The organism is Dietzia sp. CQ4 (assembly GCF_014145125.1).
In the GTDB taxonomy this organism is placed as follows: Bacteria; Actinomycetota; Actinomycetes; order Mycobacteriales; family Mycobacteriaceae; genus Dietzia; species Dietzia natronolimnaea.
Window position 1 is genome coordinate 1 of the sequence record NZ_JAALDZ010000075.1, and the last position, 21,664, is coordinate 21,664.

Here is a 21,664-nt window from a genome sequence, read left to right on the forward strand (position 1 = left end):
CCGTTCCGGGCCCGTACCGCCAGGCGTGCCACGGCCGTCGCGGCCCGCAGGGCGTGGGCCCGGTCGAGCTCGCCCCGCTCGACGGCCCGGACCACGTCGGCGTCGTCGAGTCCGGCGGGTCCGGGCATCTGCAGGTCGAGCCCGGCACGCACCGAGGCCACCCGGTCCACCACGGCGCCCCAGTCGCTGATGACCGCTCCGTCGAAACCCCACTCGTCCCGCAGCAGCTCGGTGAGCAGCCTCCTGTTCTCGGAGGCGTAGACACCGTTGAGCTTGTTGTAGGCCGTCATCACCGTCCACGGCCGGGCGTCCCGGACCACGCGCTCGAACGCCCGCAGGTAGATCTCGCGCAGCGGTCGGGGGTCGACGTCGGAGCTCGCCCGCATGCGGTCGTGCTCGGAGTTGTTGGCGGCGAAGTGCTTGAGCGACGCCCCGACGCCGCCCGACTGGAGGCCCGCGACCACCTGCCCGGCCATCACACCGGTGAGGTGCGGGTCCTCGCTGAAGTACTCGAAATTGCGGCCGGCCCGCGGGTCGCGCTTGATGTTGATCCCCGGACCCAGGAGGACCCCCACCCCGGCGGCCACGGCCTCGGCGGCCAGCGCGGACCCGATCCGGCGGGCCAGGGCGGGGTCCCAGCTCTGCGCCAGCCCCGCGGCCGGGGGGAAGCAGGTGGCCGGGTCGCTCGCACTGAGACCGAGATGGTCCGATGCGCCGGACTGGAACCGCACCCCGTGCGGGCCGTCGGTGAGGACCAGCGCGGGCACCCCCGGGTGCTCCTCGGTGCGCCAGAACGACGCACCGCTACCGAGCGCGGCCTGCTGCCCGAGATCGAGGTCGGCGACCGCCTGATCGGCCCCGGTGGGGTCCCCGACGGGGACTGGCGGCGCCGCGGATGCTGACGACTCGGTGCCTGATCTCATGCGGTGACCCCGTCCTGGTGCGTTGTCCAGTTGTAGCACGGGGCGAGGGCTAGCATTCCGGTATGTCTGCCGGGCACACAGTTGTAGAGGGTCGGCCGGGCCGCGGGGCCTGCGCATCGACATCGCACGCTCGTCGAGAGCTCAGAGAGGTATGACCGAGTTCGTCCTGTTCTGTGCGCCGACCCTCATCTACGTGGTCGTGCAGTCCCGCCGCGGTGACCGCTCCGCCGGGGCGGCGATGCGACTCGCGGGGGTGTCCCGGGGCTCTCTCGCGGCGATGTCCTCCGTGGGTGTCGCCGCCGCCGTGGTGCTCCGGGCCGTCGGCGAGGAGGTCTTCTTCCGGGGCCTGCTCGGCGGCGTGTTCATCCGGCGACTCGGCTTCGGGTGGGGCAACCTGCTGCAGTCCGTGGTGTTCCTCGTCCCGCACCTGGCCCTGCTGGCGGTCGATGTGAGGCTGTGGCCCCTCATCCCGGTGCAGTTCGCCGCCGGGTGGCTGCTCGGCTGGCTGCGGCACAGATCGGGAACCCTCGTTCCGGGGGCGGCGGTCCACGCGCTGGCGAACCTCGCCGCGGGAGCGATCGCCGCGGGTCTCCTCCCCGTCTGAGACGGCAGGGTTGTGAGGGGACGCCCGTGTCCCCGAGCGACGGGGGTAATGGCATGCCCGGCTTGTGTACGATGCCCCGGTGAACGCATCACCAGAACCCGTGAGCGGCAACCACGGTCGTACCGACGTGGCCGCGGAACCCGCCGAGTGGACCGTGCCGATCGAGCCGACCGAGACGGTTCCCCGGCGGCGGATCATCTTCGCCTCGCTCATCGGCACGACCATCGAGTTCTACGACTTCTACATCTTCGCCACGGCCGCGGTCTCGGTCTTCCCGCTGCTCTTCTTCCACGGAGGCGACTCGGGCGCCGCTCTGCTCGCCTCCATGGCGACCTTCGGGACCGCGTTCGTCGCCCGCCCGCTGGGCTCGGTGATCTTCGGCCACTACGGGGACCGGCTGGGTCGCAAGGTCACGCTCGTGGGGGCGCTGCTCACCATGGGGATCGCGACCTTCCTCATCGGACTGTTGCCGACCATCCACCAGATCGGGCTGTGGGCACCCGCGATGCTCACCATCCTGCGCTTCTTCCAGGGCATCGGGCTGGGCGGCGAGTGGTCGGGTGCGGCGCTCCTGGCCTCCGAGACCGCGCAGCCGGGCAAGCGGGCCTTCGCCGCGATGTGGCCGCAGTTGGGTGCGCCGTTCGGCTTCATCCTGGCCAACGGGCTCTTCCTTCTGCTGACCACCTGGTTCGCGTACGACTCCACGGCCAGCGACCTGTCCGATCCGTTCCTGGTGTGGGGCTGGCGCCTGCCGTTCCTGCTCTCGATCGTGATGGTGGCCGTCGGCCTCTACGTCCGTCTCCGCATCGAGGAGACCCCGGTCTTCGCCCGGGCCATCGCGGACGACCAGCGCGTCAAGACACCGGTGTCGGAGGTGTTCAGCAAGAACTGGCGGGAGATCATCCTCGGCACGTTCATCATGCTGGCCACCTACGGGCTGTTCTACCTCATGACCACGTGGATCCTGTCGTTCGCGATCGGCGGAGAGGGCACGGGCGGGTTGGGGTACGGCTACCGGTCGTTCCTGACCCTGCAGGTGCTCGCGATCATCCTGTTCGCGGTCTTCGTACCGGTGGCCGGACTTCTCGCCGACGCCCTCGGGCGGCGGCGCATGCTCATCGGCGTCACGCTCGCCATCATCGCCTTCGGGCTCAGCTTCGGCTGGTGGCTGGACCCCGAGGCGATCGGCACCGGCGACGACCTCGACGTGACCCGCATGCTGCTGTTCCTGTGCGTCGGCATGATCCTCATGGGCCTGACCTTCGGACCCATGTCGGCCGTGCTCCCAGAACTGTTCCCCACCAACACCCGGTACACCGGCTCCGGAGTCGCGTACAACTTCTCGGCCATCCTCGGCGCCGCCCTGACGCCGTTCGTCGCGGTGTGGCTGGTGCAGAACTACTCGGTGGCCTACGTCGGGTACTACCTGGTGGGGCTGTCCGTACTGACCATCATCGCGCTCGTCCTGGCCCCGGAGACCAGCAAGAAGTCTCTCTATTCGTGACCCGCGAGCCCATAGGATCGGCGCGTATGAACGCGCCTCGATTCGCGGGTTCCACGTCCTGCAGGTGGTCTACCTGGTCACCGGGGTCGCCGTGATCTGGTGCACGCCGAGGATCCCGACCACCCCGAGCCCGGCACCCCTGCGAGGGGCGCCGGAACGGACCGGGTGAGATCGACGACGACGACGAGGTCCGCGGACCCCGCCGTGTCGCCGGATTCCGGGAGCGCGCCGGGGCGTGCGCTCAGCGTGAGCGCCTCCCGGACATCGCGCGGAAGACGTTCAGCGCCCCGAGCACGATGAGCGAGATGCCGAGGAGCCACCACAGGAAGCCGGCGCCCCACACCGGGGTGCTCAGCAGGGAGACGCCCGCGAGGACCGAGATGATCGCAAACACGATCGTCACGCCCTTCGCGCCGGACTCACCGAGCGTGAACAGGGCGGTGAACCCCTCGATGATCCACATGACGCCGATCATCACGGTGATGAAGATGGCGAGGAACGCCGCGGACTGCTGGAGCGAGGCGAAGGCGTACGCGCCGGCGATCACCCAGAGCAGGCCCAGCAGGACGTGACCGACCCGGCTGCCCGTCCCGTGGCTCTTGGCGAGCAGGCCGATGGAGGCGTAGACGATGCCCGCGATGATGGCGTAGACGGCGAGCACACCGGTGATCGCGACGGCGGTCTTGGCGGGCCAGAGCAGAACGGCGATACCGAAGCCGATGGCGATGAGGCCACCAATCACCAGCGCGAGACGCACGGTCTTGGAGACCTGGGCGAGGGTGGACTGGGAGGCGGTGGAGTGGGGGGCGGTAGAAGCGGTCATTCTGGGAACCTCGCTTGGCTGAGGCGGACGATCGCGGTCGCGATCAACGGAATTTAATCTAGTCCGGTCGGGCCCGAGTCGTGGCCGGTTCGGTGGCCGCTCAACCGCGCGCCGGCTGCCGGCACCGCATCGCCGGACCCCCGGGCGTCCCGCGGCCGAGTCCTCCCGCGTTGTTCATCCGGCGTTCAGGTGCACGGAACTGGGGGAGAATCCTGAAATGTCATGGTGGACCGTCACGGATTACCGTGGCCAATCGGCAGCTGAGGAGTCAACGACACAATGACCACGACCGCTCGAACCGGCAAGCGTTTTCTGACCCGGGCAGCCGCACTGGCGGTGGCCGGCGCCCTCACGCTCACGGCGTGCGCCGAGCCCGACGACGGAGGCGAGACCACGGCGAGCGGGGACGGGGTCACCGGCACCGTCACCCTGTACACCTCCGAGCCCCAGGCGAAGATCGACGAGATCATCGCGGCCTTCAACGAGGAGCAGCCCGACATCACGGTCGAGGTGTTCCGCGCCGGGACCGGTGACCTGCGCGCCCGCATCGCGGCGGAGCAGGCCACGGGGCAGATCGGCGCCGATGTGCTGCTGGCCGCCGACGTCCCGACGTTCGAGGGGTACAAGGAGCAGGACCTGTTCCGCGAGTTCACGCCGAGCGACCCCGACGCTCTGGTCGAGGTCGCGGTGGACCCCGACGGTTACTACGTGGGGACCCGCATCATCCCCACCGTGATCGCCTACAACACGAACGACGTCGACGAGCCGCCGACCTCGTGGGCCGAGCTCGCCGAGCCGGAGTACGCCGGGCAGATCGTCCTGCCCAACCCGGACATCTCCGGCGCGGCCGCGTTCAACGCCTCGGCGTGGAGCCTGCGCCCGGACCTCGGCCCGGAGTGGATCCGGGCCTTGGGCGCGAACACCCCCCAGGTCGCGGAGTCGAACGGTCCGGTGGCCCAGGCCGTCGCCGAGGGATCGCGCCCGATCGGCATCGTGGTGGACTACCTCGTGCGCGACCTGGCCGCGGCGGGCTCGCCGATCGGGGTCAGCTACCCCGACGAGGGGGTCCCGTACATCACCCAGCCGGGCGCGGTGTTCGCCGACGCACAGGACCCCGAGGCGGCCCAGCTGTTCCTCGACTTCGTCGTCTCCACGCGTGGCCAGGAGATCGCCGTCGAGCAGAACTACCTGCCGGTCCGCGACGACGTGGGAACCCCGGAGGACGCGCCGTCCCTGGACCAGATCGCGCTGTTCGACCAGAACCTCGAGGCGATCGCCCAGAACCAGGCCGCCGCCGTGTCCGCGTTCAACGAGGCGATCCGCTGACGCCACGCGTCCGCCACCGTCCCCACCCCCGACCCCCGGTGCTCCCGTGACCCTGCCGATCCGGATCGTCCTCTGGTCGTGGCTCCTCGGGTTCGCGGTCCTGCCGCTGGCCCTCGTCGTCTCGCTCGGCTTCGGGGCCAACCACCTGCCGCTCCTGCTCGACGGCGGCATCGTGCAGGCCGCGGTGAACAGTGTGACGACCTCGCTCGCGGCGGCGGTCGGGGCGGTCGTGATCGGCACGGTGATGGCGTTCCTGCTGGACCGGACCGACCTGGCCGGGCGCGGGCCGCTCAAGCTACTGCTGCTCACGCCGCTGTTCGTGCCCCCGTTCATCGGCGCGATCGCGTGGACGGGACTGGTCACCCGGGGTGGGCTCATCGACCGCACGCTGGGGTTCGCGCCCTGGGACTTCTACGGGTTCTCGGGCGTGGCGTTCCTCCTGACGCTGCACGCCTATCCCGTCGCCTACTTCGTAGTGGCCGCGGCGCTGCGCAGGATCCCCGCGGACCTGGTCGAGGCCGCGCGCATGGGCGGTGCCACGCCGCTGCGGACCCAGCTGGACGTGACGCTGCCGCTCATCCGTCCGGCGATCGCGGCGGCGTTCACGCTGACCTTCGTCAGCAGCATCGGCGACTTCGGCATCCCGATCATCGTGGGCGTCCCCGGCGGTCTCGACACACTGTCGACGATGGTCTACCGGTACCTCGAGTCCGGGACCGTGGACTCGCCGCTGCAGGTGGTCTCACAGATCGGCATCATCCTGCTGGTGTTGGGCGTGATCGGCACGATCCTCGACCGTCGGATATCGAAGCGGGTCGTGGAGTTCGGCGGGTCCGGGCGGGAGTTCGACCCGATGTCGCTCGGGCGGTCGCGGGCCGGGATCTCGGCCGTGGCCTGGGTCTTCGGTCTCGTCACCACCGTGGCCCCGCTGGCCGGCCTCGTGGTCAGGTCCCTCCTGCCGGCCCCAGGGGTGCCGCTGACCTTCGAGACCATGACGCTGGACAACTACCAGCGCGTGCTCTCCTCCGCGCAGACGATCAACGGAGCCACCAACTCGGTGGTCCTCTCCATCGGGGCCGGGGTCCTCTGCGGGATCCTCGGTCTCGCGGTGGGCCTGTTCACCACCCGGCTCGCCCGTGCCGACAGGGAGCCGATGCTGTTGACGGTGCTGCTCCCGCAGGCGGTTCCCGGCCTGGTCATCGCCACGGGTTGGCTCATCCTCGGCCGGTACACCGGGCTCTACAACACCGGGTGGGTGATCCTCGGTGCCTACGTCACCGCGTTCGCGGCGATCGTGGTCCAGACGGTGCGCGGACCGCTGGCCGGCATGCACTCCTCGATGGAGGAGGCCGCGAGGATCGGCGGGGCGGGACCGTTCCGGGCGCACCTCGACACCAGTGTGCGTCTGGCATTGCCGGCCGCGGGGATCGGCGCGATCATGGTCGCCGTCACGGCCGTGCGCGAGCTGACCCTGTCGGTGCTGCTCGTCTCGCCGGGGACGCAGACCCTCGGTGTGGTGATCTTCCAGTACCAGAGGGCCGGCGACGTCAACGCCTCGTCCGCGCTCTCGGTGATCCTCATGCTGGTGGGCCTGGTGGTGCTGGCAGTGTTCGGGTCGCGGTTCACCAGGTCCGACTCGGAGACAGGGAAGCTGAATGTCTGAACTCGACGCCACAGGGGTGAGCGTGCGCTTCGGCTCCACGCGTGCCCTCGATTCGGTCGACCTCCGCGTGGACGCCGGTCGGATCCTGGCCCTCGTCGGCCCGTCCGGCTCCGGCAAGTCGACGTTCCTGCGGGCGGTGGCGGGCTTCGTCACCCCGGACGCCGGCACCATCCGGGTGGGGGACCGAGTGCTGGTGGGCGACGGCGTCATGGTGCCGCCCGAGCGCCGGGGACTGGGCATGGTCTTCCAGCACCACGCGGTGTGGCCGCACATGACCGTCGCCGAGAACGTGGCCTACCCGCTCAGGCGTGCCCGCTGGAATCGGTCGGATCGCGAGGCGCGCGTGGCGGAGGTGCTCGCGACCGTCGAGCTGGGGGACCTGGCCGACCGCGCGCCGGACACCCTCTCGGGCGGCCAGCGACAGCGGGTCGCACTGGCCCGGGCGCTCGTCGCGAGGCCCGCCGTGTTGCTGCTCGACGAGGCGCTCTCGGCCCTGGACGAGCCCCTGCGGGCGAGCCTGCGGCTGATGCTGCGCAGGCTCGCCGCGGAGTACGAGCTGACGATGGTCCACGTGACTCACGACCGTGACGAGGCGCTGGCGATCGGCGACCAGGTCGCGGTGCTCAACCGGGGCCGGCTCGTGCAGGTGGGGTCACCCGCGGAACTCGACTCCTCGCCGAACAGCGAGTTCGTGGCGCGGTTCCTGCACGACGCGACCTGCGTGGCCGGCACCATGGGCGACGGCCGGTTCCGCTCGGACGACGGCAGGGTGAGCGTCCCCCTGGGCGCGCTGGACTTCCCGTCCGGACACGTCGAGGGCCCCGCTCACCTCGCACTCCCGCCCGACGGTGTGGAGCTCGTGGATCAGCCCACCGGTGACGGCGTCCTGCCCGTCGAGGTGGTCACCAGCCTCTACGGGCGTCGTGGCCGCACGGTGATCTGCCGGTCCGGCGACCTCGAACTGAGGGTTCTGACCTCGGGTATGGACGAGGCGTCGCCGTCCGCGCGGGGCGCGCGGGTGAGGCGCGGGTTCGTCTACCCCCGGTAGGTCGACCAGCCCTGCGTCGTCTACCCCGCTCAGGCCGTCCGGCCGTGACCGTCACTGCGGACAGTGACGGTCACGGCGTGAGGAGTCAGTGGACCGACGCGCCGCCGTCGACCGGGATCTCCCCGCCCGAGACGTAGTAGGCCTCATCCGACGCCAGCCAGGCGACGGCGTTGGACACGTGGATCGACTCGATCCAGGCCTTGCCCATGGGGTTGAGGCCGGCAAAGGCGTCGTGGGCGTCTTCGGCCTGCGGGTCGGCGAGGTCCGGCCGGAAGAGCCCGTACGTCTTGGCGTTCTTGACCATCGGAGTGTCGATGGAGTTGGGGTGGATCGTGTTGACCCTGATGCCGTGCGGGCCGAGTTCGTTGGCCAGGACCTTCATCAGTCCGACGATGCCGTGTTTGGCGGCGGTGTACGCGGCCACGTTCGCCAGCCCCTTGAATCCGGCGAGCGAGGAGATGATGATGACCGATCCGCCCGGGCCGGCGGCGAGGAGGTGCTCGGCTGCCGCCGCATAGGTGTGCCAGACACCGGTGAGGTTGATGTCCTGGATGTCGTTCCAGGACTGCTGCTCGATCTTGTGGGTCTCCTGTCCGAAGGTGAAGATGCCGGCGTTGGCCACGATGATGTCGACACTCCCAAGTTCGGCGACCCCGGCCGACACCGCGTCGGTGAGTGCCGGCAGGTCCCGGACGTCCGCGACGCGGGCGACGATGCGGCGCCCCTGTGCCTCGACCAGGCGCACGGTCTCGTCGAGGTCCTCCTGCGTCGGCAGCTCGTAGAACCCCTCGAGGGAGGCGATCGGTGCGCAGATGTCGACGGCGATGATGTCCGCGCCGTCCTCGGCGAGCCGTACTGCGTGACTGCGCCCCTGTCCTCGCGCCGCTCCGGTGATAAAGGCGACCTTGCCGTCCAGCTTTCCTGCCATGATTCTGGTCCTCTCGGTGGAGATGTCGTGGGGGTGTCCGCGATGGCCGCTATGCCATGTCGCAGCGGGGATCACCACGGAGGCGAAGGCCTCGAGCCGATACTCGGGGAGGGAAGCCGAGTTGGGGGGAGGGGAGGGGATGCGGCCGAGGCTGTCGGGCGCCGGACCGGAGCTCACGGGAGTCCAGATCTGCGACGCTCGTCGCTCTTTGCAGTGTCCCATGACCTGCTGTGGCGCACAGCCGCTCTCGCCTTTCGCGCATCCGTACGGGACGCCAAGCGCGGGACTCGCACAGCCGGCGCGACGCAGGGGTCACGACTGGTCGAGCCGCGTCACCACCCCCCGATCCCCGTCCACGCGGACGCGGTCGCCGGTCCGCAGCGTCTGAGTGGCCACCAGGGTGTTGACCACGCAGGGCAGGCCGTACTCGCGCGCGACCACGGCCCCGTGGGAGACCGAACTGCCGATGTCGGTGACCAGTGCCGCGATCACCGTGAAGTACGGCGTCCAGCCCACATCCGTGACGGGCGCGACCAGGATCTCTCCGGGCTGCACCTCGCGGGCGTCCACGATCGACCTCGCCACGCGGACCACGCCCTCCACCGACCCGCGGCTCGCGGGTCGGCCGATGATCTCGCCGCCCGCCGCCTCTCGCGGGGGCCGGGCGATCAGCGGGACCGGGCGGCCCACCGAGACGTCGGGGAACTCCAGGACGTCCTGGAAGGCCAGTGCCTCCCGGCGCTTGAGCCCGCTGTGGAGCAGATCGCCGATCTCGCCCGGCCCCTCTGCATCGTCCGCCCCGACGATCCGGGCCAGCTCAGCACGGTCGAAGAAGAACACCAGGTCCGCATCGGGCAGTCGCCCGGCGGCGGCCAGCACCTCACCGAGGTGGCGGTAGCCCCGCTTGAGCGCGTGCGCCATCAGCGCCATCTTGGCCTTGGTCTCCTCGCGCCCGCGGGCGCCCTCCTGCGCGAACCGGGCGAGCATGCGGATAGCGGGGGAGCTGGGCTCGTCCACGCCCGCGTGAGCGTCGGCATTCGAACCCGCACCCGGGTGCGCCGGGCCCGGCCCACGGTCGCCCGCCGCCTGCACCGACCGCACCATCACCTGCATCATGGCCCCGAGCCCCTCCGGATCCTCGGCCCAGGAGGCATCGCGCATGCACAGCTCGCGGTAGCCGCGGTGACCATGACGGGCCAGGAACCCCCGCAGTCGCTCGCCCGCGGCGTTGGTCGAGGCCCGGAGGGTGGTGACCGCGTCGCCGGGATCCGCGGCGAGGAACCCCTCGGCGGCCGGGGGGTCGGCGGCGATGGCGCGGACCACCGAGTCCAGCTGCTCCAGCATCACCGCGCTCTCCACCTCGGAGGCGCCGGCCATGAGCCGCGCCGCGTCGGTGCGGCCGGAGTCCTCGCTGCGGCCGGCCTTGACTGCCTGCTTCATGAGGACACTCTCGAGGATGTTGGCGGCGACCGCGGCGCGCGAGGACGAGCGCACATGGGTCAGCGTCACGTCGCAGTACTGCTCGACGCCGGCCTCCAACTGCTCCATCACCAGCCGCGGGTCCTCGCTGGTCGGGACCCGCCAGGCGGCGATCTGCCCTTCCAACCGCCGGATCGCCGGGCCCGCCGACAGCGCGTGGGAGGACAGGCGGATGGTGTTGCCGAGCCTGCGCAGGAACGGCTTGGGCGGCTTGGGCACCAGCTCCTCGACCACCCGCCCGCAGATCGAGGTGGAGAACTGCTCGAGAGAGTTGCCCACGATGCCCGAGCTCAGCGCGGTGCCCTCGGTGAGGTTGAGGAACATGTGCCCGGAGAAGTAGCCCACCTGCAGCCACGGCTGGTCGTAGCTCGCCTGGGCCCGGGCCACCACTTGGATTGCCTGCATGGCGTAGTCGATCGCGAACCCCGAGACCGACGCCGTCAGCGGACAGAACGCCCCCGGCATCATCTCCCCGATGTTGCATCGCGTGTAGACGTGGTCCTCCCCGGCCAGCGGGGAGTCCATCTCGCCGAGATCGGCGGGCAGGGTCGTGATGGGCCTGGCCTGCAACCACCAGAGCCTGCCTGCCCGGTCGATCGCCCACTCGAGGTCCATCGGCCTGCCCCAGTGCTGCTGTGCGCGCAGGGCGCCCGACCGGATGGCCGCGATCTCCTCCGGGGACAGGACCCCCTCGTCGTCGTCGTACTCCCGCACTGCCACCTCGCCGCCGGAATCCAGGACGAGGTGGTCCGGCGACGCCGATCCGTCGACCAGCGCCTCGCCCAGGCCGGCGACCGCGTCGATCACCATGAGGTCGCGCCGACCACTGGTGGGGTCCGCGGTGAACACCACGCCGGCGGCGCGCGCGTCCACCATCTGCTGCACCACCAGGTGCATGGGCGTCGGGGAGGTGTCCGTGGCCGTGTCCGCGGCCGTGGTGCCGGCCCCGGTGCCGACCGTCGGGGTGCTGACCGTCGCGGTGGACGCCGCGGTGGCCACCGGCTCCGCGCGGTAGGACGCGGCGCGGCCGGAGTCCACCGAGGCCACGCACGTGCGCACGGCGTCGACGAAGCGCGCCGCGGAGTCCACGCCCAGCACCGTGTCGTACTGGCCGGCGAACGAGTGGTCCTCACCGTCCTCCCCGGCCGCCGAGGACCTCACGGCCACCGGCGTCGCGCCGGCGTCGGCCATGCGGTCGAACCACCGGGAGAGGTCGACGACGACGAGGTCATCCGACGCGTCCGCGATCACGAACCCCCGGGGAACGTCCAGGCCGAGGCGCCGGAGTTCGGCCAGTCCCGCGGCCTTCCCGCCGTAGCGGTCGTCGGCGACCTCGTCGAACTCGACCACCGTCGGCGTCATCGCTCGCCTCCCAGCGCGTCGACGATCTCGGCCAGCGCATCGGTGGCGATGGGGCCCGACTGATAGAGGCAGAGGCGGTCCGACACCCCGTCGACCCGGTCGCGGATGTGCGCGGCCACCTCGGCAGGGGAGCCACACGCGGCGATGGTGTGCAGGATGTCGTCGCTGATCAACGACGTCATCTCCTGCCAGCGGCCCTGCTTGGACATGGTGTTCAGCTCCGGCTGGAGGTCGCCCCACCCGTGGGCGTCGAGCACGGGCTTGTACGCCGGCGTGGATCCGTAGAACGCCAGCAGGCGGCGCGTGGACACGTGGTCGTCCTCGGCCCCGGTGGCCACGGACACGATCACCTCGGGCACCACCTCGAAGTCGTCCTCGCTGCGGCCGGCGGCGGCCAGCCCGGCGCGCACGGCCGGCATCGTCGACTCGCGCAGGAACTTCGTCGACCCGAACGGCATCACCAGCAGGCCGTCGGCCACCTCCGCGGTGGCCCGGGTCAGCCGCGGCCCGAGCGCGCCCAGGTAGATGGGCGGCGGACCGTACGGGTTGGGCCCGGGGACGAAGGTGGGGGTCATGAGGGTGTGCCGGTAGTACTCGCCGCGGAAGTCCAGGCGCTCACCGGTCTCCCAGGTGGCGAAGATGGCCCGCAGCGCCCCCACCAGCTCCTTCATCCGCTCGACGGGGCGGTCGAACTCGGCCCCGTAGCGCTTCTCGATCTGCGCCCGCACCTGCGTACCCAACCCGAGGACGAACCGGCCCCCGCTGAGCAGCTGCAGGTCGTTGGCCTGGTGGGCCAGCTGGATGGGGTTGCGGGGGAACCCGATCGCGACGTTGGACATCACGTCCAGCCCGGGGACCTGTGAGGCCAGCACCAGGGGGGTGAACACGTCGTGTGGGCCCTCGAAGGTGAACACCCCGGACGCGCCGGCCTCCTTGAGCGCCTCCGCGCGGTGGACCACGTCGGTGGGGCCGAACAGGGCCGTCTGGACCTTCACGCCTGCGCTCCGTTCTGCGAACCCGAGTCCGAGTCGGAGTCCGAGCCCGCACCGTCGGTCCAGTCCGTGAAGCCCGACGGGTGGTGGGGCCCGATCACGCCGTGCTCGAACAGGCCCGCGCCTTCGCGGGTCGTCCCGTCGGCCTCCGTGCAGACGGCGTGGCCGACATGGTCGATGAGGCTGAATGCCGCCCCGGCCATGACGTCGGGGTCGGTGAGGTCGAAGCTCACCCGCTCGGTGAACCCCTCGCCCTTCCAGCTGCCGTGCGCCCAGGAGGAGTCGCCGCCGTACCCGGAGCCGAAGGCGATGGGGGCGTAGAGCCTGGACTCCACGTCCAGCCGGAACCGGTCGCCGGCGCGGTTCATGAACTCCACGTGGACGCCCGTCGGGATCCGCGTGCCGGCGCGATAGTCCACGTCCACGCGCACGCCGTCGAGCTGTTCCACGCGGCCGTCCCGCCAACGGCGCGTGCAGTCGTAGAGGCTGCGGTGGCCGTCGGGGTCCTCCTGCAGGATGAGGAACAGCTGGTAGTCGTCGAACGCCAGGGGCAGGTAGAGCCACCACATCCCCCGGAACGCGGTGTCCGGGCGGCCGGGTGCGTCCGCCTCGCCGACGGGACGGATGCCCCACGAGCGGTCACGGGCGGCGACCGACGAGGAGTGGGTGACCTCCATCCGCTCGTCGTCGACCTCGATCCACCCCTCCCACGAGCCGAGCTGCGCGAACCGGCTGGCCTGCAGCGTCACCCGCCGGTCGGTGAGCATCGAGTGCGGCTCCTCCATGGCGGCGGGGAACAGTCCCCGCCAGGTCAGGTCCGCGGCGATGCCCTCCGTCGGAGCCAGCGTCAGGCGCAGCTCCTGCAGCGGCTCGATCACCTCGAGGGCGTAGCCCCCGACGTTCGGGTGCAGGCGGTCGTCGTCGATCGCGTCGCTGAGGTGCACCGCGGTCTGCGTGTCACCACGGCGGACCACGAAGTAGGCGTCCTTGACCCCGAGCCTGGGGTAGTACCCGATCCCGGTCAGGGCCATGAATCGGCCCTCGCGGTCGAGCACGTTGAAGTACGACCGGTCGTAGAAGTTCCGGTCGGACGTGGCCGGCCAGGTGACCGGCGCGTGGGTCTGGTGGATCGGGTACTCGTCGAGCGGGCTGAGCTTCACGGGTCTCTCCCTGATAATACGATGCGCACTGTATTGGAACTAGGGTGAACCCATGACAACAGACGCGCGCACGGTTGGCGGGGAATCGGCAAAGTCCGTCGAGGGACGGTCTGGCGCGGGACGGTCTGGCGCGGGGCGGCCGCGAGACGGGCGGATCGATGCCGCGGTGATCGCCGCGACCAGGGAGCTCATCCTCGAGACGGGCTATCCGGCGCTGTCCCTCTCGGCGATCGCCGCGCGCGCGGGGACGACCACCGCGGCCATCTACCGGCGGTGGTCGGGCAAGGCACAGCTCGTCCACGAGGCCGTGCTGTCCGCGGAGACCGTCGTGTTGCCGGCGGACTCCGGGGACGTCCGCAGCGACATCAGGGCGCTGGTGGAGACCATCCGGTCGATGTTCGACCGGCCCGAGGTGCGCGTGGCGCTGCCGGGACTGATCGCCGACACCGTCGCCGACCCCGTGGTCCACGACCAGATGATCGCCCGCCTGGCCGGCAACCTCACCGCGTTCGAGAGCCGTTTCGGCCGGTCCCGGCGCGGCGACGACCAGCTGCCCATGCTCGCCGAGGTGGTCGCGGGCACCGTGATCTTTCGCATCCTCGTCCGCCGGGACGCCGCCCTCGACGAGGCGTGGGTGGACGAGATGACCGAGCTCATCACCGGGCGGTGGCCCGGCCCATCCGAGTAGCGGCTGCCGCGCGCGCAGCCGTCACTGCTGGCGGGGGACCGCGGTGTAGACGGCGACCTCGTCGGGGACTCCCTTGGCCTTGGTGAGCCGGAAGCTCCTCTTGCGACGCGTGGACACCCTGGACTCATCCAGTCCGGGGAGAGTGGTCTCGCTGACCAGGATCTCGCCCGTCCCCGCCTTCTCCGCCAGCCTGGCGGCGATGTTGACGTCCACGCCCAGGTAGTCGCCGCCGATCAGGCGGGGGTTCCCGGTGTGGATACCGGCCCGGATCCGGGGCCGCATGCCGGCGACTTCCACTTGGTCGAGCCCGTCGGAGCAGGCCACGACGGCATCGAATGCGAGCTGGGGCGACGGGAAGACCGCCATGAGGCCGTCGCCGAGGCGCTTGACCACGTGCCCGCGGTGGTTCCGCACCTCCGGCTCGGTGGCCGAGGCGACCTCCCTCAGCAGCCGTAGAGCGTCCTCGTCGCCGACGCGCATGGCCCAGTTGGAGAACCCGACGAGGTCGGTGAACACGATGGTCACCTCGCTCCCACTGCCGCCTCGGCCGGACCGTTGCGTCAGTGCGTGCCACACCTGTAACCCGCCCAGGGACAACTCGCGCGAGGCGGTGGGCTGCTCGTCGAACAGGCGACCGGCCACGCGGGCGATCGTCCCCGCGCTGTCCCGGCCCGCGGCCGAGAGCGGATCTCCGAACCCGGAATCGCCGGGTAGCGCGCGCCGGGCGCGGCGCAACGCCTCGACCGCGGAGGGGTGTCTGTTGATATCGCGGGCGCCCGCTGCGATTCGGGCGGCGGACGCGCGCGCCCGCTCCCACCGAGGGTTCGACATGCTCAGAGGGTAGCCGCACGTGCTCCCGTGGTGCCGTGTGTGGTGGCGTGCCCGGACTCCAGGCGGACCACGCGATCGGCGGTGGCGACGAACCGCTCGTCGTGGGACGCGCACCCGACGGCCACGCCCCGCCGATGGGCCTGGTCGGCCAGTAGTTCGTGGATGTGCTGCCGACTGGTGGAATCCAGGCCCGCATCCGGCTCGTCCATCAACACGATGTCGGCGCGGCTCGCGAGCGCCTGCGCGAGAAGGGCGCGCTGTCGCTGGCCGCCGGACAGTTCCGTCAGGGACCGGGACTCGAGACCGTCCAGGCCGACCGCCGCGATCATCTCGGCCACGACGCCGCGGGCCTCCCGCCTGCCGATCCGTCGTCCCCACGTCCCCATGGAGACGGTGTCGCGGACCGTGAGGGGAAGGGTCTCCGGCGCGGCGGGCCGCTGGACCACGAGTGAGATGGAGCCGAGGCGGCGCACCTCGCCCCTCAGGGGCACGCGGACGCCGGCGAGCAGTTCCACGAGTGTGGATTTCCCCGACCCGTTGGGGCCGGCGAACGCGGTGAGGGTCCCGTACGACAGCTCCACGGAGACGTCGTGGAGTACCTCGCGACCCGCATAGCCGAAGCACAACCCGTGGGCGCTGATGGCCGGTCCCGGTGGGGGCATGCTCGCGGCCTCCTTGTTGATAATGAATGTCGTTATGGATACTGTACGTCCTCGTGTCCCTGCTCCTCGATCCGTTCAGCACCGCGTTCGTCGCGCGGGCTCTGGTCGGCGGCGTCCTGGTGGCGGTGATCTGCGGAGTGGTCGGCACCTGGGTCGTCATCCGGGGCATGGCGTTCTTCGGCGAGGCGATCGGGCACGGGATGCTCCCGGGAGTCGCACTGGCCACCGTTCTCGGCTTCCCGGCCCTGGTGGGCGGGGCCGTCAGTGCGGTGGCGATGAGCGCGGCGATCGGGGCGCTGCAGAAGCGCGGCAAGCTCTCCTACGACACCACGATCGGGCTGCTGTTCGTCACCATGCTCTCGGTCGGGGTGATCATCGTGTCCCACTCCGGAAGCTTCGCCACGGACGCCTCGGCCGTCCTGTTCGGTGACATCCTGGCGATCCGCGGTCCCGAACTCATCACCCTGGCCGCCGCGCTGGCGGTCACGCTGGTCGTGGCCGTTCGCTTCCACAGGGCCTTCGTCGCCGCGGCCTTCGATCCCCGCGTCGCCCAGACCCTGGGGCTGCGGCCGAGGGTCGCACAGGTGGCGCTCGTCGGACTCGTGACCCTCGCGGTGGTCGCCTCGTACCAGGCCGTCGGGACCCTGCTGGTGGTGGCGTTGCTGCTGGCCCCCGTGGTCGCCGCGAACCGGTGGACCAGGCGCATCCCGTCGACCATGGCGCTCGCCGCGGTGTTCGGGAGCGCCGCCGTGGTGATCGGTCTGCTCGCCTCCTGGCACGCCGGGACGGCCGCGGGCTCCTCCATCGCGTTCTCCGCGATCGCACTGGCAGGGGTCTCGGCGTCAGCACACGCGGTCCGCCAGACGATTCGCGCCACCCGGCTCTCGCGCCACCGTCCCCCGGTCGGCCCGGTCGGCCCTGTCAGCCCGGTCAACCCCGTCACCCCGGCCGCAGCGGAAGCGCCCGCCCCGTGAGAAACCCCTCGAGAAAGCAGAGCATGCGCACCCTGAGATCGATCGCCCCCCTCGTCGTCGTCGCCCTGATCCTCACCGGATGCGCGGGTGGCACGGATGACCCGGACGCCGCCCCGCCCGGGTCCGCCGCGACCGTGGAGGAGTCCTCGCCGCAGGAGACCGGCAGCGGGCACGGCGAGATCGAGGGGGCCGAGGAGGTGGCCGAGCCGCAGCTGCACCTGGTGAGCATCGACCGCACCGGTGCGGTCGGGATGCTCAACCTGCTGGACGGCACCACGACCGAACCGGGCAGCATCGACCCGCCGACGGCGGTCACCTCGGACGGCCGGTACCTGTTCGCCGACACCGGTGCCGGAGTGGAGATCGTCGACAGCGGCGTGTGGACGTGGGATCACGTCGACCACTTCCACTACTACCGGACCTCCCCGAGCGTTCTGGGAGCCGTGGCCGGCGAGGGGCCGGCGGTCGTCTCGACCTCCGGAAACGCGACCACCGGCGGCACCGGGGTGTTCTTCCCCGAGTCGGGCGAGGCGGTACTGCTCAGCAACGAGGCGCTGTCCGAGGGTCGGATCGAGGAGGTCTTCCGCCTCGAGACCGAGCCGCACGAAGGCCTGGCCGCTCCCCTTGGCAGTGGCGCGCTCGTCACCACCGTCGACGAGGCGGGGGCAGTCTCCGGGGTCGAGTTCCACGGGGCCGACGGCTCGCCGGTCGACGGCGCGACGGCGCCCTGCGCGGACGCTCAGGGTGCCGCGACCACCCGCATCGGCGTGGTCGTGGGGTGTGCAGACGGGGTACTGCTGGCCACCTACGAGGAGGGCGAACCGCAGTTCGAGCGTATCGCCTTCCCCGAGGGGACCCAGGCGCCGCGCGCAACCGACTTCCGGGGCCGCAAGGGCCGGCCGGCCGTTGCCGCGCTCGCCGGGGACCAGGGCTTCTGGCTGCTCGACACCCGGGCACGCGAGTGGCAGTTCGTACCGACGGATGTGCCGTTGGTACAGGTCTCCGCCGCGAGCGACGACGACTCCCACGTGGTGGCGGTGGACCGTCAGGGCCGGGTCCGCGTCTACGACGGCGAGGCCGGGGCCGAGATCGCCGCCACCGATCCACTGCTGGCCGAGGCGGTCGCGACCCCGGAGACGGCAGCCGGAATCGAGCTCACGGTCGACCGGGAGCGGGCGTATGTCAACGACCCCGCCGCGGGGGTCGTCCACGAGATCGACTACCGGGGTGACGCACGGGTTGCCCGGAGCCTGGACACGCCCACCACGCCCGACTTCGTCGCGGAGACCGGACGATGAGGCGGCGTTCGGTGCTGTCCGCCGTGCTCGTCACGGCCGGACTGGCCTTGTCCGGGTGCGCGATGGTGGACGGCGCCACGGACGACCATCCGACGATCGTCGTGACGACCAACATCCTCGGCGACGTGGTGGAGAACGTGGTGGGGGATGCGGCCGACGTCACGACCCTGATGAAGCGCAACGCCGACCCGCACTCGTGCGAGATCTCCGCCCAGGAGGCGAGCCTGATGGATCGCGCCGACCTGGTGGTGTCCAACGGGTTGGGGCTCGAGGAGGGGCTCCAGCAGCACCTCGACCGGGTGGCGGCCACCGGCGTGCCGATGCTCGTCGCGGGGGAGCAGGTCGAGGTCATCGACTACTCGGAAGGGGATGCCGGCGGCACCGCCGACCCGCACTTCTGGACCGACCCGGCCCGCATGGTCGACGTGGTCGACGCGCTGGAGGCCGAGTTGGTGGAGGTCGACGGCATCGACCGGGCTGCCGTCGAGGCGGGCGCCGACCGGTACCGGGATGAGCTCGACGAGCTCGACGACGAGATGACCACCGCGTTCGCCACCATCCCCGCCGACAACCGCGCCCTCGTCACCAACCACCACGTCTTCGGCTACCTCGCCGAGCGTTTCGACTTCCGCGTCCTCGGCGCGGCCATCCCCGGCGGGACCACCCTCGCCTCCCCCAGTGCCTCCGACCTCGACGGGCTCGCCTCGGCGATCACCGAGGCCGGCGTCCCCGCGATCTTCGCCGAGTCCTCCCAGCCGGATCGGCTGGTGCAGGTACTCGCGAGCGAGGCCGGTATCGACACCCGGGTGATCGAGTTGTTCACCGAGTCGCTCACCGAACCGGGACAGGGCGCCCCCAGCTACCTGGAGATGATGCGCGCGAACACCGAGCGCATCGTCGACGGGCTCTCCACCTGACCACCTACTGGAAGAAGGACGATTGATGAGAACACGACACACCCGCGCGGCCGGAGCGGTCGCGATGCTCGCGACGGCAGCGCTGCTCGCCACCGCGTGCGGCACCGGCGGCGGCGACGCCGATGCGGACGACGCCGAGGCACAGAACACCGCAACCACCACCTCGGCAGCCTCGGAGGCGGGCTCCTCGGAGAAGCGCCTGGCCGTGGCGTACGAGAACGGCATCGCGGTCCTCGACGGCGAGACCCTGGAGGTCATCGAGGAGTTCGAGACCGAGGAGTTCACCCGCCTGAACGCGTTCGGCGACGGGCAGACCGTGCTGGTGACCACGTCCGACGGGTTCCAGGTGCTCGACACCTCGGTGCCCGAGCTCACCGACCTGGTGATCGAGGCCGACACCCCGGCGCACGTCGTCCGCCACGCCGGCAAGACCGTGCTGTACGACGACGGGACCAGCGACACCTTCATCTTTGACACCGCGGCACTCGCCGACTCGGGCGGCGAGCTCCCCGAGTTCGAGACCATCCCCGGCGACCAGGCCCACCACGGTGTCTCGATCGTGTTGACCGACGGCACCTTCCTCACCACCATCGGTGACGACGAGGGCCGCACGGGTGCGTTCGCCGTCAATGCCGACGGCGAGGAGATCGCCCGCAACGAGGAGTGCCCCGGCATCCACGGTGAGGGCACCGCTGCCGGCGAGACGGTGATCTTCGGTTGTGAGGACGGCGCCCTGATCTTCCAGGACGGGGAGTTCGAGAAGATCACGGCCGCCGATGAGTACGGCCGCATGGGCAACGCGTACGTGAGCGAGGACAGCCCGCTCGTGGTGGGTGACTACAAGGACGACCCGGATGCCGAGAGTGTCCTGCTCACCAAGATCGCACTGATCGACACCGAGGCGGGCACCCACGAGGTCGTGGACCTGCCGGAGGGCGTCGGATACACCTGGCGCGACGTCGTGCGCGGCCCGAACGACATGGCCTACCTGCTCGGCACCGACGGTGCCATCCGCGTGATCGACCCGGCCACCGGCGAGATCTCCGAGAGCTACGACGTGATCGACCCCTGGGAGGGGCCGGCGGAGTGGCAGGACGCGCACCCGTCCATCGTCGTGAACGGGGACATCGCCTACGTGAGCGAGCCGGCGAAGAACACCGTCTACGCCGTCGACCTCACCACCGGTGAGGTCGTCGCGTCCGGCCAGACCCCGGGTGCGCCCAACGAGATGGCGGTCGCGCTGGGCTAGAGCCTGCTTCTACGGCTGACGCCGATCATCGCTGTGGATGGCGATGGTCGGCGTCGGTTTCTGCGTAGGCGGTGAGGGTTGGGGGCGGGTGCACTGGTAGTCCGCGGAGCCGGACCGCGGCGCGACCGCTGGACCGTACGGATGGCTCCAACGCCGTCGACGTGACAGTTGATAGCGGCGATGCCTCGGAGGCTAGGGGGTCACAGGGTACACCCGTGTGGGACGATATGCCGCCGGCCATCGCTGCTGTGGGTTTGAGTGCTTTGCGGCGGTTTTCTGTGATCGCTTGGGGGCGTTAGTTTCCGATCACGAGGATGCTGGCGGCGGATTCTATGACGTCGTCGGTGATGGTCTCGAGTTGGTTGATCTTGAGCACTCGGGCGATCTGAGGGAAGAGGCGTTCGAGGAGGCGGAAGTTGCCCCGGGTGATGCGTTCGATCGCGGCGATCGCTTGAGCGTCGGTGAAGTCGTCTGGGTCAAGAGTGCGGCCGAGGCGTTTCCAATGGCGATCGAGGACGAAGAGCAGTTCCTCGCGTCCTAGTGCCCGGTATCGGTGTGAAAATCCGAGGCGGCTGTAGAGCTGAGGGTAGTGGCGAAACCGCTGGTCAATGCCAGGCATGCCGATGAGGATGATCGCCAGGTCGTAGCGGTCGTGTTCATCACGGAGGAGTTCGAGTGCGGTCGGGGCCAGTCGTTCGGCTTCATCGATGATGAGCAGCTCGACCCACTTGTTGGTGTGACCTGAGTGGGCGCCGGTGACTTTGCCGATGTTGCGCTGGTGTTCGTCGATGCAGATGCCGAGCTTTGTCTGCAGGTGCGCGATCTCGTGCATGAGGATTTTGGGCCTGGGGAGCACCTCGGGGGTGTAGAACACGGTCCGGCACCGGTTCGCAGTTGCATAAAGCTTGGCGTCGTCTTCGGTGCGCGGCCCCCATTCGGTGATGAACGGTTCCACGGTGTCCCAGTGGGCGTATCGGCGTGCCGATTGGGTCTTGCCGATGCCGGCGTCGCCGTGACAGATGCCGATGGTGCGTTCCTTGCGTACCGCGGTGGCGAATTCGGTGAACCGGCGATGTTCCTTGGTGATGATGAAGTCCTTGGCCATCCTTAGTCCTCTTCGTAGGTGCGCAGCTTGGTTGGCCGCGCTCCGGGGGCGGCGGTGCGCGGTTCGGCCCGATCGGCGATACGCGGGATGCGGTCGTTGATGTCTTTGCGCAGTTGGCGCCGGCGGGC

General features: G+C 70.5%; 19 protein-coding genes. 10 read left to right on the forward strand and 9 right to left on the reverse strand.

Annotation, left to right across the window (positions count from 1 at the left end; genetic code table 11):
* On the reverse strand, positions 1-923 hold a 923-nt coding region (locus tag G6031_RS05075), incomplete at its 3' end, for a glycoside hydrolase family 3 protein (RefSeq protein WP_182652650.1).
* A 151-nt stretch (positions 924-1,074) separates the two neighbouring features.
* On the opposite strand from G6031_RS05075, the gene G6031_RS05080 reads away from it, so the two are divergent.
* The gene (locus tag G6031_RS05080; protein WP_182652651.1) at positions 1,075-1,527 is read left to right on the forward strand and encodes a CPBP family intramembrane glutamic endopeptidase; all 453 of its coding nucleotides are present in this window, start codon (positions 1,075-1,077) and stop codon (positions 1,525-1,527) included.
* Positions 1,528-1,654: 127 nt separating this feature from the next.
* Complete coding sequence (locus G6031_RS05085) at positions 1,655-3,031, forward strand: MFS transporter (protein WP_347238444.1); 1,377 nt, start codon at positions 1,655-1,657, stop codon at positions 3,029-3,031.
* Positions 3,032-3,272: 241 nt separating this feature from the next.
* Here G6031_RS05085 and G6031_RS05090 read toward each other — a convergent pair whose 3' ends face one another.
* Complete coding sequence (locus tag G6031_RS05090; RefSeq protein ID WP_179523851.1) at positions 3,273-3,854, reverse strand: DUF308 domain-containing protein; 582 nt, start codon at positions 3,852-3,854, stop codon at positions 3,273-3,275.
* A 279-nt stretch (positions 3,855-4,133) separates the two neighbouring features.
* Between G6031_RS05090 and G6031_RS05095 the strand changes: the two genes are divergently transcribed.
* The 3 genes from G6031_RS05095 to G6031_RS05105 are packed head-to-tail and all read left to right on the forward strand — an operon-like array spanning position 4,134 to position 7,891.
* Positions 4,134-5,180, forward strand: a complete 1,047-nt coding sequence (locus tag G6031_RS05095; protein ID WP_179523850.1) for an ABC transporter substrate-binding protein — start codon at positions 4,134-4,136, stop codon at positions 5,178-5,180.
* Positions 5,181-5,226: 46 nt separating this feature from the next.
* On the forward strand, positions 5,227-6,843 hold the full coding sequence (locus G6031_RS05100) for an iron ABC transporter permease (protein WP_179523849.1): 1,617 nt from the start codon (positions 5,227-5,229) through the stop codon (positions 6,841-6,843).
* Positions 6,836-7,891 (forward strand): ABC transporter ATP-binding protein, encoded by a 1,056-nt coding sequence (locus tag G6031_RS05105; protein WP_179523848.1) that lies wholly within the window; start codon positions 6,836-6,838, stop codon positions 7,889-7,891. Before G6031_RS05100 ends, G6031_RS05105 begins: the two co-directional genes overlap by 8 nt.
* 85 nt (positions 7,892-7,976) lie before the next feature.
* Here the strand turns inward: G6031_RS05105 and G6031_RS05110 are convergent, their stop codons facing one another.
* The 4 genes from G6031_RS05110 to G6031_RS05125 all read right to left on the reverse strand — a co-directional run bounded on the left by G6031_RS05110 (position 7,977) and on the right by G6031_RS05125 (position 13,812).
* Entirely contained in the window at positions 7,977-8,819 is an 843-nt protein-coding gene (locus G6031_RS05110) for a mycofactocin-coupled SDR family oxidoreductase (protein WP_187702057.1), read from the reverse strand.
* Positions 8,820-9,131: 312 nt separating this feature from the next.
* Positions 9,132-11,660 (reverse strand): PEP/pyruvate-binding domain-containing protein, encoded by a 2,529-nt coding sequence (locus tag G6031_RS05115; protein ID WP_182652653.1) that lies wholly within the window; start codon positions 11,658-11,660, stop codon positions 9,132-9,134.
* Positions 11,657-12,655 (reverse strand): TIGR03617 family F420-dependent LLM class oxidoreductase, encoded by a 999-nt coding sequence (locus tag G6031_RS05120; RefSeq protein ID WP_182652654.1) that lies wholly within the window; start codon positions 12,653-12,655, stop codon positions 11,657-11,659. The genes G6031_RS05115 and G6031_RS05120 overlap by 4 nt, the downstream gene beginning before the upstream one ends.
* Complete coding sequence (locus G6031_RS05125; RefSeq protein WP_182652655.1) at positions 12,652-13,812, reverse strand: hypothetical protein; 1,161 nt, start codon at positions 13,810-13,812, stop codon at positions 12,652-12,654. The genes G6031_RS05120 and G6031_RS05125 overlap by 4 nt, the downstream gene beginning before the upstream one ends.
* A 52-nt stretch (positions 13,813-13,864) precedes the next feature.
* On the opposite strand from G6031_RS05125, the gene G6031_RS05130 reads away from it, so the two are divergent.
* Positions 13,865-14,500, forward strand: a complete 636-nt coding sequence (locus G6031_RS05130) for a TetR-like C-terminal domain-containing protein (protein ID WP_179523845.1) — start codon at positions 13,865-13,867, stop codon at positions 14,498-14,500.
* 21 nt (positions 14,501-14,521) lie between these two features.
* Here the strand turns inward: G6031_RS05130 and G6031_RS05135 are convergent, their stop codons facing one another.
* Positions 14,522-15,331, reverse strand: coding sequence for an adenylate/guanylate cyclase domain-containing protein (locus tag G6031_RS05135; protein ID WP_179523844.1), 810 nt, complete (start codon positions 15,329-15,331; stop codon positions 14,522-14,524).
* A 2-nt stretch (positions 15,332-15,333) separates the two neighbouring features.
* Positions 15,334-15,993: an ATP-binding cassette domain-containing protein gene (locus G6031_RS05140; RefSeq protein WP_182652656.1), complete on the reverse strand. Its 660-nt coding sequence runs from the start codon at positions 15,991-15,993 to the stop codon at positions 15,334-15,336.
* Positions 15,994-16,019: 26 nt separating this feature from the next.
* Here G6031_RS05140 and aztB point away from each other — a divergent pair, with 26 nt between their 5' ends.
* The 4 genes from aztB to aztD are packed head-to-tail and all read left to right on the forward strand — an operon-like array spanning position 16,020 to position 20,431.
* Positions 16,020-16,967 carry a zinc ABC transporter permease AztB gene (gene aztB, locus G6031_RS05145; protein ID WP_187702058.1) on the forward strand — a complete coding sequence of 316 codons (948 nt, stop codon included), beginning with the start codon at positions 16,020-16,022 and terminating at the stop codon, positions 16,965-16,967.
* A gap of 23 nt (positions 16,968-16,990) precedes the next feature.
* Complete coding sequence (locus tag G6031_RS05150; protein WP_179523842.1) at positions 16,991-18,265, forward strand: ABC transporter; 1,275 nt, start codon at positions 16,991-16,993, stop codon at positions 18,263-18,265.
* Positions 18,262-19,182, forward strand: a complete 921-nt coding sequence (gene aztC, locus G6031_RS05155) for a zinc ABC transporter substrate-binding protein AztC (protein WP_179523841.1) — start codon at positions 18,262-18,264, stop codon at positions 19,180-19,182. Before G6031_RS05150 ends, aztC begins: the two co-directional genes overlap by 4 nt.
* A gap of 25 nt (positions 19,183-19,207) precedes the next feature.
* Positions 19,208-20,431 (forward strand): zinc metallochaperone AztD, encoded by a 1,224-nt coding sequence (gene aztD, locus G6031_RS05160; protein ID WP_179523840.1) that lies wholly within the window; start codon positions 19,208-19,210, stop codon positions 20,429-20,431.
* 295 nt (positions 20,432-20,726) lie between these two features.
* Here aztD and G6031_RS05165 read toward each other — a convergent pair whose 3' ends face one another.
* Positions 20,727-21,536, reverse strand: coding sequence for an AAA family ATPase (locus G6031_RS05165; protein WP_163376768.1), 810 nt, complete (start codon positions 21,534-21,536; stop codon positions 20,727-20,729).
* Between the last annotated feature and the right edge of the window lie 128 nt (positions 21,537-21,664).